Origin of the sequence: Ensifer sp. YR511 (assembly GCF_900103045.1) — a bacterium.
GTDB lineage: Bacteria > Pseudomonadota > Alphaproteobacteria > Rhizobiales > Rhizobiaceae > Ensifer > Ensifer adhaerens.
The window spans coordinates 1-20502 of record NZ_FNGR01000027.1 but is presented as its reverse complement, the minus strand read 5'-3'; the positions used below and the strand labels follow the sequence as shown (position 1 = coordinate 20502).

At 56.2% G+C, this 20502-nt stretch carries 17 protein-coding genes and 1 pseudogene; 16 read left to right on the top strand and 2 right to left on the bottom strand.

The window, feature by feature from the left end; translation table 11 throughout:
* Nucleotides 1-67: 67 nt before the first annotated feature.
* Nucleotides 68-1099 carry a LacI family DNA-binding transcriptional regulator gene (locus BLU15_RS29750; protein ID WP_090300415.1) on the bottom strand — a complete coding sequence of 344 codons (1032 nt, stop codon included), beginning with the start codon at nucleotides 1097-1099 and terminating at the stop codon, nucleotides 68-70.
* A gap of 170 nt (nucleotides 1100-1269) precedes the next feature.
* On the opposite strand from BLU15_RS29750, the gene BLU15_RS29745 reads away from it, so the two are divergent.
* From BLU15_RS29745 to rfbA, 11 genes are all read left to right on the top strand, one after another.
* Complete coding sequence (locus tag BLU15_RS29745; RefSeq protein WP_090300413.1) at nucleotides 1270-2352, top strand: fatty acid desaturase family protein; 1083 nt, start codon at nucleotides 1270-1272, stop codon at nucleotides 2350-2352.
* 33 nt (nucleotides 2353-2385) lie between these two features.
* Complete coding sequence (locus tag BLU15_RS29740) at nucleotides 2386-2703, top strand: MocE family 2Fe-2S type ferredoxin (protein ID WP_034800605.1); 318 nt, start codon at nucleotides 2386-2388, stop codon at nucleotides 2701-2703.
* 49 nt (nucleotides 2704-2752) lie between these two features.
* Nucleotides 2753-3979 carry an NAD(P)/FAD-dependent oxidoreductase gene (locus tag BLU15_RS29735; RefSeq protein WP_090300411.1) on the top strand — a complete coding sequence of 409 codons (1227 nt, stop codon included), beginning with the start codon at nucleotides 2753-2755 and terminating at the stop codon, nucleotides 3977-3979.
* A gap of 48 nt (nucleotides 3980-4027) precedes the next feature.
* Nucleotides 4028-4825 carry a 3-methyl-2-oxobutanoate hydroxymethyltransferase gene (locus BLU15_RS29730; RefSeq protein WP_090300409.1) on the top strand — a complete coding sequence of 266 codons (798 nt, stop codon included), beginning with the start codon at nucleotides 4028-4030 and terminating at the stop codon, nucleotides 4823-4825.
* Between the two features lie 82 nt (nucleotides 4826-4907).
* Complete coding sequence (locus BLU15_RS29725; protein WP_244546849.1) at nucleotides 4908-5720, top strand: sterol desaturase family protein; 813 nt, start codon at nucleotides 4908-4910, stop codon at nucleotides 5718-5720.
* A 528-nt stretch (nucleotides 5721-6248) separates the two neighbouring features.
* On the top strand, nucleotides 6249-8222 hold the full coding sequence (locus tag BLU15_RS29720; RefSeq protein ID WP_176960394.1) for a glycosyltransferase family 2 protein: 1974 nt from the start codon (nucleotides 6249-6251) through the stop codon (nucleotides 8220-8222).
* Nucleotides 8223-8314: 92 nt separating this feature from the next.
* Nucleotides 8315-9343, top strand: a complete 1029-nt coding sequence (locus tag BLU15_RS29715) for a glycosyltransferase family protein (RefSeq protein ID WP_090300403.1) — start codon at nucleotides 8315-8317, stop codon at nucleotides 9341-9343.
* A 38-nt stretch (nucleotides 9344-9381) separates the two neighbouring features.
* Nucleotides 9382-9954 (top strand): dTDP-4-dehydrorhamnose 3,5-epimerase, encoded by a 573-nt coding sequence (rfbC, locus tag BLU15_RS29710; protein WP_090300484.1) that lies wholly within the window; start codon nucleotides 9382-9384, stop codon nucleotides 9952-9954.
* Between the two features lie 18 nt (nucleotides 9955-9972).
* Nucleotides 9973-11028 carry a dTDP-glucose 4,6-dehydratase gene (gene rfbB / locus BLU15_RS29705; RefSeq protein ID WP_090300401.1) on the top strand — a complete coding sequence of 352 codons (1056 nt, stop codon included), beginning with the start codon at nucleotides 9973-9975 and terminating at the stop codon, nucleotides 11026-11028.
* Nucleotides 11025-11909 (top strand): dTDP-4-dehydrorhamnose reductase, encoded by an 885-nt coding sequence (gene rfbD, locus BLU15_RS29700; RefSeq protein WP_090300399.1) that lies wholly within the window; start codon nucleotides 11025-11027, stop codon nucleotides 11907-11909. The genes rfbB and rfbD overlap by 4 nt, the downstream gene beginning before the upstream one ends.
* A gap of 24 nt (nucleotides 11910-11933) precedes the next feature.
* Entirely contained in the window at nucleotides 11934-12803 is an 870-nt protein-coding gene (gene rfbA, locus BLU15_RS29695; protein WP_090300397.1) for a glucose-1-phosphate thymidylyltransferase RfbA, read from the top strand.
* A gap of 136 nt (nucleotides 12804-12939) precedes the next feature.
* On the opposite strand, the gene BLU15_RS29690 is transcribed toward rfbA, so the two are convergent.
* Entirely contained in the window at nucleotides 12940-13533 is a 594-nt protein-coding gene (locus BLU15_RS29690) for an NUDIX domain-containing protein (RefSeq protein WP_210187480.1), read from the bottom strand.
* Nucleotides 13534-13842: 309 nt separating this feature from the next.
* Here BLU15_RS29690 and BLU15_RS39670 point away from each other — a divergent pair.
* The 5 genes and pseudogenes from BLU15_RS39670 to BLU15_RS29670 all read left to right on the top strand — a co-directional run.
* A pseudogene (locus BLU15_RS39670) lies at nucleotides 13843-15249 on the top strand (phosphomannomutase); the annotation flags it as partial.
* A 111-nt stretch (nucleotides 15250-15360) separates the two neighbouring features.
* Entirely contained in the window at nucleotides 15361-16761 is a 1401-nt protein-coding gene (locus tag BLU15_RS39665) for a mannose-1-phosphate guanylyltransferase/mannose-6-phosphate isomerase (RefSeq protein ID WP_176960396.1), read from the top strand.
* A 587-nt stretch (nucleotides 16762-17348) separates the two neighbouring features.
* Nucleotides 17349-19064 (top strand): glycosyltransferase, encoded by a 1716-nt coding sequence (locus tag BLU15_RS29680; RefSeq protein ID WP_176960393.1) that lies wholly within the window; start codon nucleotides 17349-17351, stop codon nucleotides 19062-19064.
* 64 nt (nucleotides 19065-19128) lie between these two features.
* Entirely contained in the window at nucleotides 19129-19308 is a 180-nt protein-coding gene (locus tag BLU15_RS29675; protein ID WP_090300388.1) for a transposase, read from the top strand.
* A gap of 25 nt (nucleotides 19309-19333) precedes the next feature.
* Nucleotides 19334-20502, top strand: a protein-coding gene (locus BLU15_RS29670) for an IS3 family transposase (protein ID WP_090300482.1) whose coding sequence is annotated in 2 segments (ribosomal slippage) — nucleotides 19334-19586 and nucleotides 19586-20502 — 1170 coding nt annotated over the 2 segments. Because the reading frame shifts where the segments join, the coding sequence is not laid out codon by codon here. This gene is flagged as partial in the annotation.

Here is a 20502-nt window from a genome sequence, read left to right as displayed (position 1 = left end):
AACGCGCAAAGGTCTTGCATCCCTGCAAGATTGCCTTTCGTTAATGATGGAATTCCATCAGGGTCCGCTAGATATTCTCCGGCGTAAAAAGGTCGAAGGGAAGGAAAGTTTGCCCCGGCGCCCCGGTCGGGCCTTTGTCGATCGCCTGGATCATCAGGTTGATCGTTTCCCGGGCGAGCGCGGGAGTCGGGGTCGATATCGCCAGTGTCACGACATCGTCGCCAAGGGCCGCACGGGAATCCGGTGTCAACTCGTTGACGACAGCGATCAGTTTTCCCTCAAGCTTTTCCTCGCGGATCGCCGAGATCGCCCCTTCCATCCCGCCGCCGCAGACATAAAAGCCGATCAGGTCCGGGTGGCGCTGCAGCAAATTGAGTGTCGCTTCATGGGTGATCTCGGCGGTGTCGAGGTTGACCATCGTATCCAGCACTTCGAAATCAGGTGCGTGCTCGCGAAAATAGGAACGAAAGCCAATCTCCCGAATCTCGTGGCCGAGAAAGCGGTGGCTGCCGACGAAGGCTGCGACCTTGCCAGGACGTTTGGCCGCCTTGGTGATCATCCACGCGGCCGTGCGGCCGACTTTGTGATTGTTGAGGCCGACATAACCTTCACGGACGCCAGCCGCAAAATCCGATAGCAGGGAGAAGACCGGAATGCCGCGTTCCTTGAGTTCCTCGATTGCGGTGGTCACTGCCGGGTAGTCGGGAGCGACGAGCGCAATGGCCTGGTTGCGCAATGCGGCGGCCCGAAGCTTCTCCGTGATGGCCGATGGAGTGGAATTTGCCACAAAATCGACCTGGGCAAAGACGCGGGCATGCGACAGCGACAGTGCCGCGTTTTCGATTTCCTTCGCGACTGTTTGGTAGAAAGCCTGCTCCGGCTTTTGCAGCACAAAGCCAAGCCTGTATTGCGGCAGGTCCTCAAAGACGCGCTGCCGGATCAAGCCCACGGCGTGATAGCCGATTGATTTAGCAGCCTCATAGACCCGGCGCGCGGTTTCCTCGCGCACGGGATGGCGCCCGTTGAGTACGCGGTCGACGGTGGCGACGCTGACGCCCGCAGTGCGCGCAAGGTCGGCAATTGTCGGTCGGTTGCTCATCGCGTCTCCTGATAGGTTTGCATCATGACTGAAATTTGAATGATGACATCATTTGAGAGAATATATCATTGCTGCATTGAGACCTGGCAAAAGTCAACCTATCGTCATTGCACGACATGAGACGTCGCCGGCCAGATCGGGTCGGCCCGCGGAGGGGAGCGCAAACGACGATGATGTTGACGAAGCGAGACTACAGCCTGCTTGGCCGAGATGCTGAGGCAGCCGTCGCCAACGGTCTCTCGGCCGCAGAGTGGTATCACACCGACATTCCGCGCAAGCAGATGAAGGAACTGATGAAGCGCGAGGATGGGCCGGCCATCCGCGACACCGCGATCTGGCTCGGTTTTCTCGTTCTGTTCGGTGCACTGGGCATCACCCTGTGGGGCACCTGGTGGGCCGTCCCGTTCTTCCTTGCATATGGCGTTCTCTATGGTTCCGCCTCCGACAGCCGTTGGCACGAATGCGGCCATGGCACGGCCTTCAAGACAATGTGGATGAACGACGTCGTCTACCAGATCGCCTGCTTCATGATCATGCGCAATCCGGTCACCTGGCGCTGGAGCCACACCCGCCACCACACGGATACGGTGATCGTCGGCCGGGATCCCGAAATCGCGGTCATGCGGCCGCCGGATCTGCTGCGCCTCGTCCTCAATTTCTTCGGTATGCTCGACGTTTGGCACGCGATGATCGACATGGTGCGCAACACGTTCGGCATCATCAGCGCCGAGGAAGCGACTTTCATCCCCAAAATGGAGCAGCCGAAGGCGATCCTGGTCGCACGCATCTGGTTTGCGATCTATGCAGCCACCATCGCCGCCAGTTTCTATCTCGGCTCGATCCTGCCGCTGATGCTGATCGGTCTGCCCAGGCTCTACGGTGCCTGGCACCACGTGCTGACCGGGCTGCTGCAGCACGGCGGCTTGGCCGACAACGTGACCGACCATCGGCTGAACAGCCGCACCGTTTACATGAATCCGGTGAGCCGCTTCGTCTATTGGAACATGAACTACCATGTGGAACACCACATGTTCCCGATGGTGCCCTATCACGCGCTGCCGAAGCTGCACGCCATGATCAGGCACGATCTGCCGGAGCCGAACCCGTCGATGCTGCACGGCTACCGAGAAATGATCCCGGCCTTTCTGCGACAGTTGCGGAACGAAGATTACTTCCTGAAGCGCGAGCTGCCGGCGACGGCAAAGCCCTACCGGGAAGAATTTCACAGCGATGCGATCGTGCACGCAGCCTAATAACCAACCGATGCCAGGGAATGGGAGGAAATCATGAGCGGAAACTGGGTTGAAGTCTGCGCAGCGGACGAAATCGACGAAGAAGATGTTATCCGTTTCGATCACGGCGGACGCACCTTTGCGGTCTACCGCAGCCCGGACGACGAGTATTTTGCCACCGACGGGCTCTGCACCCACGAGCATATTCATCTCGCCGATGGCCTCGTGATGGACGACATCATCGAATGTCCGAAGCACAACGGCCGCTTCAACTACAAGACCGGTCAGGCCAAGGGCGCTCCCGTTTGCGTCAACCTGAAGACCTATCCGGTGAAGGTCGAGGCCGGAAGCGTGTTCATCGCGCTCGGCTGAAGCCGCTCTCGATAGGATTGGGCTCGTCGCGGCGGGCAGGGAGGTTGAGATGGGTTCCATCGTCATCGTGGGCGCCGGCGAATGTGGCGCAAGGGCCGCCTTTGCCCTCAGGGAAAAGCAATACGACGGTAAGATCACACTGATCGGCGCCGAAACGCATCTTCCCTATGAGCGGCCGCCTCTTTCGAAGGAAGGGCTCAAGGCAGAGGTCGCGCCGAAATATGTCGCTGATGCCGAGCGCTACGCGGCAGCAGGGATCGAAGTGCTGACGGATATCCCGGTCATGGCCATCGATCGCGCCGAAAAGCGCGTGACGCTCGCAGACGGAAGCAGCATCGCCTATGACCGGCTGTTGTTGACGACCGGTGCGCGGGCGCGAACCATCGCCGGTTTAGATGAGGCGTCACGCCGCATCCGCACGCTTAGAACCCATGCCGATTCTGAAGAGATCCGCCGCGAACTTTCGCCCGGTCGCAAGCTTGCGATCATCGGCGGTGGCTTCATCGGTCTGGAGCTCGCCGCTACGGCGCGCCGACTCGGCGCTGCCGTATCGCTTATCGAAGGGTTGCCGCGCATCCTTTCGCGCGGCGTGCCGGAGGAGATCGCTGCAATCGTTGCCGCGCGGCATCGTGCAGAAGGCGTCGACATACGATGCGACGCGAAGATCGAACGTATCGACGCGGACGAAGGCCGTGCGCGCGTCGTTCTCGCAGGCGGTGAGACAATTGAGGCCGATCTCGTCGTCGTTGGCATTGGCGCGGTCCCGAACACTGACCTTGCAGCCGTCGCCGGCCTTTCAATCGAGAACGGCATTGCGGTCGACGCAACGCTTCAAACGAGCGATCCCGATATCTATGCCGCCGGCGATTGCTGCTCGTTCCCGCTCTGTCACTATGGGGATCGCCGAATACGCCTTGAGGCATGGCGCAATGCGCAGGATCAGGGAACGCTCGTTGCCGGCAATTTGCTCGGCGGTGGCGAGGCGATCACCACTGTGCCGTGGTTCTGGTCCGACCAGTATGATCTGACGCTGCAGATCGCAGGGCTTGCCGACGGCGCTGCGACGATCGTGCGGCGTGAACTCGGTGACGACGCTTTTATTCTTTTCCACCTCGACGATACCGGTCGGCTGCTTGCGGCCTCCGGCATCGGACCGGGCAATGCGGTCGCGCGCGACATCCGGCTTGCAGAAATGCTGATTGCAGCCGGAAAGCGGCCGGATCCGCAGGCGCTCATCTCGCCCGAAACCAAGCTTAAAGCACTCCTCGCCGCCTAGCGCGAGAAGCAAATCTCGCCCTGTTTCCATGATTTCCGGAGCCTTCTCATGAAAAGCCACCGTCCGACCGTTGCCGATCTTTTGTCGATGAAGGGCAAGCGCCAGCTCACCATGCTGCGTGTCGAAACGCTTGATGAGGCCGAAGCGGCGGAGGCCGCCGGCATCGATCTCGTTTCCGTCCCGCCGGCGCTCTTAGGGCCCGAGTTTCGAGAGGTGGCGCCGACCTGTTTTGCCTTTCCGGGCCTCGAATACGGCGACTACGTCACCGCGGAAGACTATATGCGCGCGGCCTTCAAGGCGCTGAAGGCCGGCGGCGATGCGGTCTACTGTGCGTCAGGGCTTTCCACCGTCCGGCGGATGCGCGAGGAGGGCATTCCCGTCTGCGGCCATGTGGGTCTCATCCCTTCCAAGGCCACCTGGACCGGCGGCTTTCGCGCCGTCGGCAAGACCGCGGCGAGTGCGCTCGAGATCTGGCGACAGGTCAAGGCGCTTGAGGAAGCCGGCGCCTTCGCGGCAGAAATCGAGGTCGTCCCGGGCGAAGTTGCAGCACCGATCAGTGCCAGAAGCTCGATGCTGATGCTCTCGATGGGGGCGGGGTCAGGCTGCGACGCCCAATATCTGTTTGCCGCCGACGTGCTCGGCAGCAATCGCGGCCACGTGCCGCGCCACGCCAAGACCTATCGCAACTTTGCCGCCGAATACGACCGGCTTCAGCGCGAACGTATCGCCGCATTCTCGGAGTTTGCCGAGGATGTGCGCTCGGGCAGGTATCCGCAGGAGGGGCACCTCGTCGGTATCGACGGCGCGGAATTGCGCACATTTTTGGCCGAACTCGAGCGGGGTTAGAGCCTGGATGGCTTGCGCGGAAGAGGGTGCTTGGTATAGTCCACGCGCCAATTCAACTTTTCTTTCCGCGACGGATCACGATTTGAGCGCCCTTCTTCAGGACAGTCTCACCTTTGTCGGCTTGCTGGCAGCGATTTATGCGGCGACGGTGGCGCTGTACTTCATCCTCGGCTACGGCACCACCTGGCTCAACGACCGTAACCCGGAACGTCGCATCCAGAAGGGGCGACGCGGCGAGAAGCGCAAGGCCATCGAGATCCGCCAGAGTATGGCCTCGATCCTCGTCACCTGCACGTCGGTCGCGATCGGCCTTTTCGTCCAGTACAAGGGATGGGCGCTGTTCTCGCCCTGGGACTTCAGCTGGTGGACGGCCGTTCCGCTCTTCGTGCTCTGCATGGTGCTCTTCGACGCCTGGTTCTATTTCGCTCATCGGCTGCTGCACACCAAGCTCTTCTATAAGTATCATCTCCTGCATCACCGCAGTGTCGCGCCGACGGCCTGGAGCAACGATTCGATCGGTCTGGTGGATACGGCCATGTGCCAGGGCTACTACGCCGTCATCACGCTTCTCGTGCCATTCCCGCCGATCATTCTTCTCGCGCATAGGCTTTTAGACCAGATCAACGGCACCTTTGGGCACGCGGGCTTTGAATATTTCGCCTCGCGCACCGCGCGCTATCCCTGGCCGATGCTTTGCACGACCTATCACGACCAGCACCACGCCGAATTCAAATACAACTACGCGAACTATTTCTCGTTCTGGGACCGCGTGATGGGGACAGTCGCGCCGAATTATGATCGGCGGGTAGAGGCTTTTGAAGGCGAGGCGCCTGCGCTCAAATTGCGACAATCACTCGAGGAACGGAACGTCGTCGAACGGCCTGTTGTCGACTAATTCTAGGCAGATTTCCGAACATGCTGTAGATGACGGAGCAGCCATTCCGCCAGAGATCCGCTGGTACCCCCCGCTTGGACCGTGGGCCTAACGGCTGTCGTTGGGCGCCGGCAGATTTCTGACACCCCGCGAAGGGTGTTACCCAATGAGCCCTGACACCACCGAATCGAGAGCCTCTCTCACATTGATTCGAGCTTCTTTCGACTCCGAGCTTGGACATGTGGTCAAGATCGAAGTGTATTTGGCAAATGGAGTTACTGAGACGACGTGATCGGGGTTCACGTACACAGGAGCGTTATTATCTCCGGCCAAGGTAAACTTCACCAATCGCATCGCGCTAACCCTGTCTGTCGCGTGGTTTTCTTCCGTGGCGATTGCTACGCGACCCACAGCAATCACCTTGCGCTATCATCGATCCAAGAGACCGGACTGTCCGGCGGGAGATCGGTCTCGCCTGCAACGAGAAAAACATAGGAGATTTCTTGATTGCCCACCTAGTTACTTCTCGCCAGCCTTCTTGTAATGGTTTTGTCCAAAAAACTCGATACCGTTTTTGATTGGAAGATGATGAGAGAGGTTAATCGAGTCGAGTTTAGTGTTGCACTTGCAGGTGCCGCGGACCGTTACGCCGATCGACCAATCAGGGTTTCGGTCTATGATCCCGACCATCGACTCGGACGCCGCCCACAGCTTCTTTTCAAGCGACGTGATCGGACGCCTACCACGGTCCTTCGCTCCTTCCTGATTGATCGGACGGGTCGCGGACGTTTCTACGGTTGGACACCGGTACAATTGGACGCAATCGGTTTGGCCGTCGACCCGGAAACCGCGAACGACACCGCCAAAATCGAGCCGGAGATCAGGATTCGTCGCCTAAGTCTCATCGAGGTCGCCGCCCTTATCGCATGTCGACGTACACTTACCTTCTTTCAAATCATTCGCCTTTTCCTCGCCGGCAATAAGAAGGGCGCAGCGTTTCGGTTCGTTCGGCAATGCGATGCGCTCTCCGCTCCTGACTACAGCGATTGGATAGAAGCCCAAGCACTCGCCGAGAAGAATGAAGCTCGCATGGATGGACAAGTCTCCCAAAGGAGCCTGCGGGTACTTGTTTCTATTGATGGCGGGGACGCGCTCGCGGTCGAAGAAACCAGAGATTCGTTGAATGCCCAGTCTTGGCGGTGCTTTGAGGAAGCCACTTCGGCGGATGTCGCGAAGCTGATTGAATTCAAAAAGGCGGATAAAGACACTCTCTGGATACGGCTTCCGGGCGGCGTGCGCCTTGCTGAGCGCGCACTCGAGAGATTGGCGGAGCCATTCGCCCTCTCTGAAGATGTTGCGATATGTTATTCTGACGAAGACCGTATTAGCGTTCGAGGCGAGCGCTTTGCCCCATTCTTCAAGCCCGCTTGGAACGCGCCACTCGTGCGCTCAGGCTGGCTTCCATTGGAGGGTGCGGTTTTTCGCGTGGTCCACATACCGAGAGGCGTTGCTGTGGAAAGTGCCTCCAGTGCAGAGATTGCGCTCGCAGTTGCGCAGGCGCGGACAGGCGATATTTTGCATTTGCCACGGGTCCTACTGCACCGTGGACAATCGTGCTATTCATCCCCGACCCACGCCGAGGTTGTTCAGCCGAGGCGCGAACGGCCAGCGGTCAGCATAATTATTCCGACGCGGGACAGGGCTGAGCTGCTTGAGGCTTGCCTTAAGGGACTGTTCGAAAACACCGCCCCTGCAGATCTTGATGTCATCGTCATTGACAATGAAAGCACCGAACCAGCCACGTTGGCGCTGTTCTCGCGGTATCAGCAGTCAGGGCTCATCCGTCGGATACCTCTTCCCGGAGCTTTTAATTTCTCTCGCGCCTGTAACATTGGTGTCGATTCAGCCCAGCACGACCTCATACTTTTGCTGAACAATGACGTGGAACCTATTGATTGCCATTGGCTCGAGTGTCTAGCAGGTGAGCTCGATGATCCCACTGTCGGAGCTGCCGGAAATTTGCTCCTTTTTCCCGATGGCTTCGTTCAACATGGCGGAGTGACGCTCGGTGCGGGGACAGTCGCGCGACACAGCTTTCACTTTCGCGATCCAAAGGACGGTAGCGACAGGGGGCTTTTGTGCCAACGTCGTGATATGTCAGCTGTCACTGCGGCCTGTTTGCTGACGCGCAGGGACTTGTGGCACCGCCTTCGCGGCATGGACGAACAAAATCTGACGGTCGCATTCAACGATGTGGACTACTGCCTGAAACTCCGGGAAGCAGGCTTCCGTATTGTCTGGACGCCGGCAGCGGCTATGTTGCATAGAGAAAGCGTCTCGCGTGGTGCCGACGACACGCCGCAGAAGCTTAAGCGCTTCGCGGGGGAGGAGCGCGCCATGCATGAGCGCTGGAGTGATGCGTTGAAAGCAGACCCTTACTACAATCCGAACCTCTCGCTCATTGCCGAAGAATTCGTTCTCGAAGCTCATCCGAGAACTCTTGCTGCGAGGTCGAGTGCTTGAGCCGCTTGCGTGAACGCTTGGCCCGCTGGATCGAGCGGCGGCTACCTCGACCACGTCTGCGGGAGGGCGGTACCGGTCGTCCGCGACGGCCGGTGAAGCGGATCATTGTTTTCGGCCGGATACCGAACCCAACCTTCGACTACTACCTCGCAGCCCGCCTTGAAGCGCCGGATATGCCGCCGTATGAGGTTGCGGACATTCGCGGAGGCGAAGTGCCGGCCGTGGACGCCGACGGAGCATTTGTCATCATCTGTCGCTACGCTTCGCGGGTTGTCCTGCGCTGGATCGAGAGCAATGCGGGACATCTCTCTGGCGTGGGCCTGTTCCTCGACGATGACATCCCTGCCGTTGTGACCGGAAAGGATGCGGATTTTTTCTATCGGCTGTTCCTTTGGTACCGGGCACTTTGGCCACTGGGGCACCTCAACCGCCACCTCGATATTGTCTGGGCTTCCACACCTCACCTCGCGTCTCGGTTGACGCAAGCAAAGGCGGCGGTTTTACCGCCGGCTCCGCCCAAGGCGCTTTGGGTAAGCGGACAGGACGATGTCGACGCGCCTGGTCGGATGAATGATGACGTTCTGATCGGCTATCACGCTACAGGCGTTCATCTGGAGGAGCATCGTTTTCTCCGCCCGATTATTGCGGAGGTTTTGCGTGAACGCCCGCAAGTTCGATTTGAGGTGTTCGCTGATCGACGTGCGAGGGCAATCTGGCAAGACCTCGAGCGTGTACAGATTCGGGAACCGATGCCGTGGACGGACTATTTAGCTGACGCGTACACAGGGAGAGTCGACATTATGCTGGTGCCGTTGGCGCCGTCGCATGTAAACGACAGCCGCGCACCGACAAAACGCATTGATGTGGCTAGATACCGGGCTGCGGGCGTTTTTTCTGCGGGTGCAGCGTATGGCCAAGCTTCCAGTGACGCCGAACTGCGGCCCGCCTATGACCCAACCAGTTGGCGCCAAATTATCTTTACGCTCGTCGATGATCTTGAAAGGCGCGACAATGCTGCAATTGCGACCCGTATGGCGGTCTTGCAAATGACCTTGGCAGCCGATACGGGATTTGAGGCTCTCAGGGCACGACATGAAAACCGGGTCAACCATCCGGGTTGAGCGCGGCTCCGAATATTAGAACAGCGGATCTTTTCGGAATGACGTCAAAGGTATTGTTGGTTCGACCCAAGCGATTTGGGGATGACCGCGGTTGGTTCTCGGAAGTTTACAACGAGAAAGCCTTTGCCGCATACGGCATCAGTGACCGGTTCGTTCAGGACAATCATTCGCTTTCTGTTCCTGCGGGAACGTTGAGGGGGTTGCATTTCCAGACCGCGCCTTACCAGCAAGCGAAGCTCGTTCGCTGCATCCGTGGGAAGATCTTCGATGTCGCTGTCGACATTCGCCTTGGTTCACCGAGTTTCGGACAGTGGGTGGGCGCTGAATTATCGGCGGAGAACGGTCACCAGCTTTATGTCCCCAGTGGCTTTGCCCATGGCTTCGTGACGCTCGAACCCTCGACTGAAGTGACCTACAAGGTGTCCAATTTATACTCACCAGAGAATGATGGCGGCATCCTCTGGAATGATCCGCAGATCGGTATCAAGTGGCCTCTTCCTGGCGGGAACGAACCCATCTTGAGCTCCAAGGATGCACGTCAGCCACTCTTGGGTGATTTTAATAGCCCCTTCGTCTACGACGGGGTGCCGCTCGAACTGATCGAAGTGTAGATTTCGGAAGGAATAGCCATGCGAATTCTCGTTACCGGCGGTGCCGGTTTTATTGGCTCAGCGCTGGTTCGGCACCTTATCAACAACACCGCTCATGAGGTCTTGAACTTCGACAAGTTGACTTATGCCGGGACGTTAACTTCACTGGCTTCGATAGCCGCTTCACCGAAATACCGTTTCAAGCAAGGCGACGTCTGTGACGAAGGTGCGGTGGCCGCGGCTATCGCTGATTTTCAGCCGGATGTGATTACCCACCTGGCCGCTGAATCGCATGTCGATCGGTCAATTGATGGTCCGAGCGCCTTCATAAAGACGAATGTCGTCGGTACCTATACAATGCTGGCGGCGGCATTGGATTACTGGCGCAAGCTTCCGGCAGATCGCGCGCGGAGTTTCCGCTTCCATCATATCTCGACGGACGAGGTTTTCGGCTCGCTCGGCGAGACCGGTTACTTCACTGAAACGACACCTTACGATCCCCGCTCCCCCTATTCGGCTTCAAAGGCGGGCTCGGATCACCTGGTTTCCGCGTGGGGGCACACATTTGGTCTGCCGATTCTGATCACCAATTGCTCTAACAACTATGGGCCCTACCATTTCCCTGAAAAGCTTATACCGCTGATGATTGTGAAGGCCGTCGCCGGCGAGCCGCTTCCTATCTATGGCAACGGTACGAATGTTCGTGATTGGCTTTATGTGGAAGACCATGTGCGCGCTCTGCAATGCGTGTTCGAAAATGGCGCGACCGGTCAGACCTACAATATCGGCGGAAATTCTGAACGACGGAACATCGATGTGGTGAACACCGTCTGCCAGATTCTCGATCGTCTGCAGCCTCGTGCGGATGGAAAAACTTACGCAAGGCAGATTACCTACGTTGCCGATCGCCCCGGGCACGACCAACGATATGCAATCGATGCAGCAAAGATAGGCAACCAGCTTGGCTGGAGGCCCGCTGAAACCTTCGAAAGCGGGATTGAGAAGACCGTTGCCTGGTATTTGAGCAACCGAGAGTGGTGGTCAGAAATTGTTGAGCGCAATCACGCTGTCCAACGGCGAGGTTTGGGGGTATGAAACCGCGACGCATTTTGATTACGGGGGGTACGGGGCAGGTAGGGATCGAACTGCTCCAATGTCAATGGCCTAGCGATATTGAACTCGTAGCGCCAAGCCGGCGTGAGCTCGATCTGAGTAATTGCGATCAAATTGAGCGATACATCGCTGAAGGCGACTTTTCCGCCGTCGTCAATTCAGGCGCCTACACTGCCGTGGATCGAGCCGAAAACGAGATTGTCGCCGCCTGGAGAACCAACGCATTAGCGCCCGCAGCCATTGCTGCAGCGACTAAGGCTTGCTGCATTCCCATCGTTCACGTATCGACCGACTACGTGTTTGATGGAGGAAAGGGGGCACCTTACGCTGAAGAGGATCGTGTTGCCCCTCTCGGAGTCTACGGTGCCTCCAAAGAAGCGGGCGAGCAGGCGGTTCGGACCGCGAATCCCCGTCACGTTATCCTTCGAACGGCATGGATCTTTAGTCCGCACGGGTCCAACTTTGTTAAAACGATGCTGCGACTGGGCAAAGAAAGGCCGTCAATTCGGGTTGTCAATGATCAGCGGGGTTGCCCTACAGCAGCGGTCGACATCGCGGAAGCTTTATCCACGATTGCTCTCCGCTTGATCGAGGACCACGATTCACCGGTCGGCACCTACAATTTTGTCAATGATGGCGATGCAACTTGGTATGAGTTCGCGTGCGAAATATTTGAGCAACGAAGAAATGCGCGCTATCCAACCCCTGCACTGGAGCCGATTGTGACGTGCGAATATCCAACACTCGCGCAGCGCCCAGCGAGCTCTTTGCTTGCAACGGACAAGTGGTGCCGGGATTTTGGTGGGAAACCTCGTCACTGGCGCATGGCGTTGCATGAAATGCTCGCCTCCATGCAGGATTGATTCCAAAGGAGAGATGTATTTTCTATGAAGGGTATTATTCTCGCGGGCGGGTCGGGCACGCGTCTGCACCCAGCGACCTTGGCGATCAACAAACAGCTAATTCCTGTCTACGACAAGCCGATGATATATTATCCACTCTCGGTCTTAATGCAGGCTGGAATTAGAGATATACTAATTATTTCATCATCTGACCATGTTGGTAGTTACGAGCGCCTTTTTGGTGATGGAGCGATTCTTGGGCTGCGAATGAGTTACGCAGTTCAACCCAAGCCTGAAGGTCTCGCGCAGGCATTCACGATCGGAGAAGAGTTTATCGGGTCAGATAGCGTAGCTCTGGTGTTAGGTGACAATATCTTCTTCGGCGCAGGGCTAGCTGAGTTGCTCGATAAGGCCGCAAACAGAACGTCTGGTGCAACTGTGTTCGCCTACGAGGTCGAGGATCCGGAACGGTATGGGGTTGTTGAGCTCGGAGCGGAAGGGCAAGCTCTCAGTCTGGAGGAAAAGCCCGCTTTGCCGAGGTCTCGGTTTGCGGTAACGGGCCTATATTTTTACGACAATCAGGTCATCTCGCACGCTAAATCTCTGCGGCCGTCCGCTCGTGGAGAGTATGAAATCACCGATCTAAATCGGATCTATATGGAACAAGGCAATCTCTTCGTGGAGAAAATGGCGCGAGGTTATGCATGGCTCGACACCGGTACCCACGACAGTCTGTTGGAGGCCTCAGAATTCGTTCGAGTTATTCAACATCGGCAAGGCACCAATATCGCCTGCATTGAAGAAATTGCCTATTTGAATGGCTTTATCTCCAAGGAGGAGTTGATTCAGTTTGGCAAGCGATACTCAAGTACCTCGTACGGAAGATACCTTTTGCGGGTCGCCGGGGAGGGCTGACATTGCTCAAATGCCTCTTCGCAAATTCCCGTGCTCCTGCCCGTCGCCGAGACAGTCAGATGTGCGCGCTTCCTAAGGCTTGGGTTTGCGATCAACTGAGTACCTTAACGGCGCCGAACCGGAATGCCCACTTCTGTCAGTCTTGCGGTGATACGTTGTTAGTGACGGCAACGCGTTCCAGCATCAGATGCTGCAGCAATACTATCGTCTTCATATCCAAAATTTCGCCGGAGGAGATCATTCGAAACGCCACTTGAAATGGCAGTTCTAACACTTCGATATCTTCTCCTTCGTCTGGTAGTCCGCCGCCTTCCTGCGTCTTCGAGTCGTAGGTGCCGATAAATAGACTAAGTACCTCCGTCACAGCGGCTGGTAGCCCGTAGGCGGTGGTGACCAATCGGATGTCTTTCACCACAACGCCGGCTTCTTCGAGGGCTTCCTTCCTTGCGCAGGTTGCTGGATCGTCCCCATCCAGGACGCCGGCGCATACCTCGACGAGAAACGGATTGCCGCCATTCACCATGGCTGGCGGTCGGAACTGACGCACGAGGATGACCATATCCCTCTCAGGATCGTGCAACAATATCGCTGCAGCGTGCCCGCGGTCGTAGACTTCTCGTGTAATCTCAGTGAGTTCGCCGGAGAGCTTTGAATATTGGAACGTGTATTGGGTCAGTGTTCCCCAAGCTTTCGCCACTACCTCGGACGCCAGTATTCTCGTGACCCGCACGTAAATCTCCCACGCTGGAAAAACTGTGAACTATTAATGAACGTAAACCCAAATAAGAACCCGCGTCGCACCGGCAAAATGATGGGCTCATTCCATAGTCGAGTGTTGGACCGCGTCAGTTGGTGCGTGTTGCAATGATGGGCAATTGCCGGTCAGTCAAGTCCTTACGGGGCATTCAAACATAGGGTACGCTTCACCCTTGATCCGGCGCCAGCTAGCCGATGCGCACGAAGTCTTGCGGAGAGCTGTCGTTTCTCCTAAGCATCGGCTCGATATTTAATAGCCAAACTAAATTAATTGAGGCGCGGCATGAAATTTGGAACGAGTGGTTTGCGCGGTCTCGTATCCGACCTCGTGGGGCGAACGACCACGATCTACACCCAAGCATTTGCTAGATACCTTCTCGACATCAGAGCTGTGAGGCCTGGCGACACCGTCCTTGTGGGACGTGATTTCCGTACCTCAAGCCCTGAGATTGCCGCCTCCGCAATGGGTGCGCTAGAACGCGCAGGCTTGATTCCCGTAGACTGCGGCGCGATACCAACGCCGGCACTGGCCCTCTATGGCCAGAAGCTGGGATCGGCATCGCTGATGGTCACGGGGTCGCACATCCCTGACGATCGCAATGGAATAAAGTTCTATCGACCAGAAGGGGAGATCGACAAGCAGGATGAAGTGAGGATCAGTGCAATTGCCGCCGATATCGAACAATATCCCATAGACTTAGCTCCGGGCACTGGACGGAACAAATCAAGAGAGGCTGAGGCGTTGTTTCTTGCAAGAAACAAGTGCGTATTGCCCGCCGCTTCCTTGTCTGGTCTTAAAATAGGCGTCTACCAGCACTCGACTGTTGCGCGAGACCTGCTGGTCGAGGTCCTGAAACACTACGGTGCCGAGGTTGTCGCGCTTGGTCGCTCCACACATTTCATTCCTGTCGACACCGAAGCCGTTTCTGATGAAACCGTTGCCCTGCTTCAGAGATGGGCCAAGGAACATAACCTCAACGCAATAGTTTCCGCGGATGGTGATGGAGATCGCCCGCTCGTGGCGACAGAAGCCGGAGAGCCAGTTCGGGGCGATTTGCTTGGAATAGCCGCCGCGGAGTTTCTCCGTGCGAAGACCATAGTCACTCCTGTAACTTCAAATTCTGGTGTCGAGGTCGCTGGCGACTACGACGTCATCCGGACAAAGGTTGGCTCGCCCTTTGTGATCGCCGGAATGCTTGACGCTTTGCATGTTGGTAACGCTGGAGTTATGGGTTTTGAGGCAAATGGAGGTTTGCTGCTCGGCTCCGAATTTGAGCTTGATGGGAGAGTGATTGGCGCGCTCCCGACGCGGGACAGTTTCCTGCCGATTCTCGCAATTCTCTTCCTTTCGGCTGCCAAGAAGGTTTCGCTATCAAATGTCGCTGAGAGTTATGGACCGCCATTTGCTGCTTCGGGCCGACTTGAGGCCTTCCCGGTTGAGGCGAGCGCAGCACTGATGACGCAGCTTCGTTTTTCGAGCGATAGCCTGAACATTTTTCTGAGGTCAGTAGGTGATGTCGTTCGCACAAGTGATGTCGATGGGCTTAGGGTCACATTGCGCGACGATCGAGTCGTACATTTTCGTCCATCTGGGAATGCGCCAGAAATGCGCTGCTACGTTGAAGCAAATTCCGAGCGCGCGGCGGCGAACCTTCTTAATCAAAGCCTAGAGCTCGTCCGCGAGTGGGCTCGTGGAACGGAAGTTAGTGATACTCCGAAGAGTGCTGGTTCAGTTCCTGGTGTAAATCCCGCGAAGGAGAGCAAAGAATTGAGTTCGGCTGGCAAAATTATTCCCGTGATCATGGCAGGTGGTAAAGGTACTCGCCTTTGGCCGCTGTCCCGCTCAAGTGCGCCGAAGCAGTTTATTCAGTTCGTCGGCGATCGAACCCTATTTCAGGCGACGCTTGCACGTGTAGCCGATGAGGAAATCTATGGGCCACCGCTCGTGATCACAAATGAGGATTTCCGGTTCCTCGCTGCTGAACAAGCCCGGGAACTTGGCATCAAACTCGGCGGGATTCTGCTGGAACCGGTAGCACGCAACACAGCTGCCGCTGTCGCAGTTGCGTCTGCCTTGGTTTCAGACCGTTACGGAGAGGACACAGTGCTCCAGGTCTTGGCCTCCGATCATGACATCGTTGCCGATCAAGGGTATTTCGATTCCATTAAGGTTGCGCATCAAACTGCGCTTTCTGGCAAACTCGTCACGTTCGGAATAAAGCCTACCGAGCCGGCGACGGGATACGGCTATATCGAGATCGGCGAGCAGCTTGGAACGAACGCTTGCAAGGTAAAACGGTTCGTCGAGAAACCGGCACGACAGGATGCACAGTCGATGCTTGATCACGGCGGCTTCGTTTGGAATTCCGGTATTTTCGTGTTTCAGGCTAACCAGATGCTTAGCGAAATGGCAAAGTTCGCGCCGGGCGTCGAAAACGCCGCTCGCACCGCACTCTCTTTAGCCGCGAGTGATCTTGACTTTATCCGACTAGACGCGGAGGCCTTCGCCGCGAGCCCGGATATTTCAGTAGATTATGCCATTATGGAGAAAACCGCGAATGCAGCGGTCGTGGTTTCCGCGATTGCGTGGAGCGATCTAGGTAGTTGGGATGCCGTCTGGAAGCTTGGTGATCGTGATGTGTCCGGGAACGTCGTCTTGGGTAATGCGACGGTATTGAATACCGCGAACTCGCTTGTTATGTCCAATACCAGCCATTTGGCAGTGTTCGGTCTCGAGGGTGTGGCGGTGATTGCAAGCGAAGACGCCGTGTACGTTGGCCGCCTCGACGACAGCCAGCACGTCAGCAAGATCGTCAAACACCTCGCTTCGGCGAAGACGACAGCAGCACTAACGGAAACCCATCCAACGTCTTACCGACCTTGGGGCGGCTATACTTCGGTTCTCAATGGTGATCGCTTCCAGGTGAAACGTCTTTTCGTCAACCCAGGGAAACAGCTTTCCCTACAAAAACACCACCATCGTTCCGAGCATTGGGTGTGCGTAAAGGGAACAGCGGAAGTGACTGTCGGGGATATGGTGAAAATGGTATCCGAGAACGAGTCCGTTTACATTCCGCAGGGCGAAGTTCACCGCCTAGCGAATCCAGGCAAGATAATGTTGGAGATGATAGAGGTGCAGACAGGTTCATATCTTGGTGAGGATGATATTGTTCGCATCGCTGATGAGTTTGGACGTGGCTGATGCTAGGCGTCGGGCGTCCTTCTCGAGAACAGGGCGTCCACGATCGTTACATGTTCATCCGAATTGCAAAATCACTGATACCAAAGCGCACCAGATTTCGTGGTCACGTCGATGGTATTTCCGACGGGTACATGTTTGGTTGGCTTTTTGACACTAAGTATCCGAAACGCAGCGTAGTTTTTGATTTGTTTGTTAACGGCGATTACCACGGGCAGTGGACATGCGCCTTTTTTCGGCCCGACCTACTGGCGGGGAACTTTGGCAACGGTGTTCATGGGTTCAAGGTTCCTCTACCAATCGCGGTCGAGGCATCCGTCCGAGATCGGGTGGAGATATTTGTCCCTGCGGTGGGATGTTGGCTCGCGACAAACGACGGGACACTTTGTGAACGGAATGTCGGTCGTGGAACCCGCAGAACCCGGTTGCGATTGTTTCAATCTCGCTTGGAGCGCAACGCTACGAAACCGATCTCGCGTCAAGTCGATGCCGCATCGATAGCCGCCACCCTATCTCGGTCTGATGTTTACAAGAACGAGAGGCAAGCGGACCTACAATCCTCAGATTTCACAGAATTTCTTAGGAGGATCATGAAATGGCGATCGGGCGACCAGCGTTTTTATGATTGGTACATCAACGATTATATATACAGATTAGACCGTAGGTTTATCCCGCTGTCTCGGGAGGAAAGAGAATTTATCAAGAATTTTTTGGAGCTCACGCGTCCCGATATATCTCGACCGCTTGTCGGCAGATATTTCAGAATTGCTATGTGGCAAGGCGCGCGTTCTTTCTTAGAAGTCTATCGTATTTATTGGTGGGCGATTGAAGGCGGTCGTCAACTCAATTTAGATTATTCTATTCTGAACTCCACCGAAATAGAAAAGTTATCCGCTTTGGTTCCATATGGTTTTGGACGTAGTTTCCCGCTAACCAATTTTATGTTGATGTTCGCGCTACGCAATGGCTTGGTGGGCGCACTCGCAATGCTTTTCCCATCTGGAAGGCGGCGGGTTTACAAGTGGTGTTCCTCTTATGCTCAACAGAACTCTCATATCCTCAGGTATATCGCGACCAACGATACGAAACGTTGCGAATCGGTACAGGTGGACACAGCTGGTTCTGCGGTATTAGGAGTCAATGCAGGGTCAGAGAAACAGCCTGGGATTTCCGAGACTTGTCCCGTTCAAATAATCGGTCCCTTTGACAAGTTGTTAGGTCTCGGAGAAAGCAGTCGCAGGCTCATGTCTGCAGTCGCAGAGGTCGAGCCGGAGTGCAATTTCGTTTGCTACAATGACGGAATACAGAGTAAATCATTGCAGGGCTCCTACAACTACAGAATTTCCCGAGCGAATATTAACATTATTCATCTGAATTTGGAACAAATTCCTGAGTTCTTTCTCAAGAATGGTGACATACTTAAGGGGGCCTATAATATCGTGTTCCCGTATTGGGAGTTGAGTAAACTCTCTAGCCTCCATTATCTGGGAGTTAGCTTAATCGATGAGGTGTGGACAGCATCATCGTTTGTAAGCGCGCTCTTCGATGGACGAGTCCTTCCAGTGGCGACGATTGGTTTGCCTGCAGTACCTTTGCCACGAGCCTCGAAAGAACGGGCCCGGAGGTTGGCCACATTCACCTTTCTCACGACATTTGATGCATTTTCGTGGCCGCAGAGGAAAAATGCATTAGCGGTTGTCGAGGCTTTTTTGACGGCGTTCGGTAACGCGGACAAAGTACGGCTGATCGTAAAAACTCAGAACGCTGAACATGTTCACAGTGAGCACCAAAGACGAGCATGGGCCGTACTCAAGGAACGCTGCACAAACGATAGCCGCATTGAAATTATCAACGAGACATACAGTCCAAAACGCCAGAGGGAGTTACTTTTATCATGTGACTGCCTCGTGTCTTTGCATAGAGCCGAAGGATTGGGCATCGATGTCTTGGACGCCCTGGCAAGTGGAATACCGGTTGTAGCGACGGCATACTCCGGAAACATGGATATTTGCACGGATCAAAATTCATGGTTGGTTGATTATGATCTTGTACCCGTGCGTGAGGACGAGTACGTGTTTGTTGAGGAAGGCCAGTTTTGGGCCGAGCCTCAGCATTGTTCTGCTGTTTCGGCTCTTCAAAGAGTTTTTAGCAATGAGAGGCTAAGATCTGACAAAGCCTCAACCGCGCGCAGTGACGTGCAAGCGCTCAGATCAATTACCGCTGTCGCAGAGAAGATCTCTGGACGATTGAGATCAATCGGCCGATTGAGGATTGCGTCCGAACAGGAGAACAATGCACTTAGCTGATGACCTTACCTCGCTGAAATAATCCATCTTGAAGTAAGCTCTGGCCCATTGAGAGGACCAGAGAATGAAGCGCAATCGTCTCACAAACGAACAGATTATCGGTATTCTGAAGGAGCACGAGGCTGGCACGCCAGTCTCGGAGCTTTGCCGCAAGCACGGCGTCAGCGATGCCAGCATCTATAAGTGGAAGGCGCCGGCGGTTGTCCGTGACCTGCCACTGAGAATTCCCTCCAGAATGGATTAAAGTCCGGCCCATAGAGGACGGACGAATGAAGAAGCAGAGATTTACGGAAGAGCAGATTATTGCGGTGCTGAAGGAGCAGGAGGCAGGCGCAAAGGCCGCTGATCTTTGCCGCAAGCACGGGATTTCAGAAGCGACGTTTTATAACTGGAAAGCCAAATATGGCGGCATGGAAGTCTCCGAGGCGAAGCGGCTGAAGGCGCTTGAGGACGAGAATGCGAGGCTGAAGAAGCTGCTGGCCGAACAGATGCTGGATGCAGCCGCACTTCGCGAGCTTCTCCAAAAAAAATGGTAGGGCCCGCTGCCAAGCGTGAAGCCGTCACGCATCTGAAGGCCGTCATGGGTCTGTCGGAGCGTCGGGCCTGCCAGATCATATCCGCCGACCGCAAGATGATCCGCTACCGGTCGTGCCGACCCCCGGAGGTGGAGTTGCGGACGAAGCTGCGCAACCTCGCCAATGAGCGGCGGCGTTTCGGCTATCGGCGGCTGTTTGTCCTGCTTCGGCGGGACGGAGAACCGTCCGGGGTCAATCGCATCTACCGGCTCTATCGCGAGGAAGGACTTTCCGTTCGCAAGCGGAAAGCCCGGCGGCGTGCCGTCGGCACGCGTGCGCCGATCCTGGTCGAGGCGAAAGTCAACGCTCGCTGGTCTCTGGACTTTGTGCATGACCAGTTCGCCTGTGGCAGGCGCTTCCGTGTTCTCAATGTCGTCGACGATGTGACGCGCGAATGCCTGGCCGCCATCCCCGACACCTCGATCTCCGGGCGTCGCGTGGCGAGGGAACTGACGACACTCATCGAGCGCCGTGGCAAACCCGGCATGATCGTTTCTGACCACGGCACGGAGTTCACCTCGAACGCCATCCTCGCCTGGTCGAAGGATCACAAGATCCAATGGCATTACATTGCGCCGGGAAAGCCCATGCAGAATGGCTATGTAGAGAGTTTCAACGGGCGCATGCGGGACGAGCTGCTCAACGAGAGTCTGTTCTTCGGCCTCGATCATGCCCGCAGTTCCATTGCCGAGTGGGCGGAGGATTATAACCATTTCCGGCCGCACTCATCGATCGGATACCAGACCCCGGCAGACTATGCCGGGTCCATCGCCGCAACCGGCTCCAACGCTGCGCAAGTTGAAAGCTTCGCGTTTCCGCCGGTTGCTCCCACCGCGCCACTTGGCGTATTCAGAACCGCGGGG

Coding starts and splice junctions, on each gene's coding strand:
- BLU15_RS29675 (WP_090300388.1), top strand. CDS start 19,129: ATGAAGCGCAATCGTCTCACAAACGAACAGATTATCGGTATTCTGAAG.
- BLU15_RS29735 (WP_090300411.1), top strand. CDS start 2,753: ATGGGTTCCATCGTCATCGTGGGCGCCGGCGAATGTGGCGCAAGGGCC.
- BLU15_RS29745 (WP_090300413.1), top strand. CDS start 1,270: ATGATGTTGACGAAGCGAGACTACAGCCTGCTTGGCCGAGATGCTGAG.
- rfbB (WP_090300401.1), top strand. CDS start 9,973: ATGCGAATTCTCGTTACCGGCGGTGCCGGTTTTATTGGCTCAGCGCTG.
- rfbC (WP_090300484.1), top strand. CDS start 9,382: ATGACGTCAAAGGTATTGTTGGTTCGACCCAAGCGATTTGGGGATGAC.
- BLU15_RS29730 (WP_090300409.1), top strand. CDS start 4,028: ATGAAAAGCCACCGTCCGACCGTTGCCGATCTTTTGTCGATGAAGGGC.
- BLU15_RS39665 (WP_176960396.1), top strand. CDS start 15,361: ATGGCAGGTGGTAAAGGTACTCGCCTTTGGCCGCTGTCCCGCTCAAGT.
- rfbD (WP_090300399.1), top strand. CDS start 11,025: ATGAAACCGCGACGCATTTTGATTACGGGGGGTACGGGGCAGGTAGGG.
- BLU15_RS29740 (WP_034800605.1), top strand. CDS start 2,386: ATGAGCGGAAACTGGGTTGAAGTCTGCGCAGCGGACGAAATCGACGAA.
- BLU15_RS29680 (WP_176960393.1), top strand. CDS start 17,349: ATGAAATGGCGATCGGGCGACCAGCGTTTTTATGATTGGTACATCAAC.
- rfbA (WP_090300397.1), top strand. CDS start 11,934: ATGAAGGGTATTATTCTCGCGGGCGGGTCGGGCACGCGTCTGCACCCA.
- BLU15_RS29750 (WP_090300415.1), bottom strand. CDS start 1,099: ATGAGCAACCGACCGACAATTGCCGACCTTGCGCGCACTGCGGGCGTC.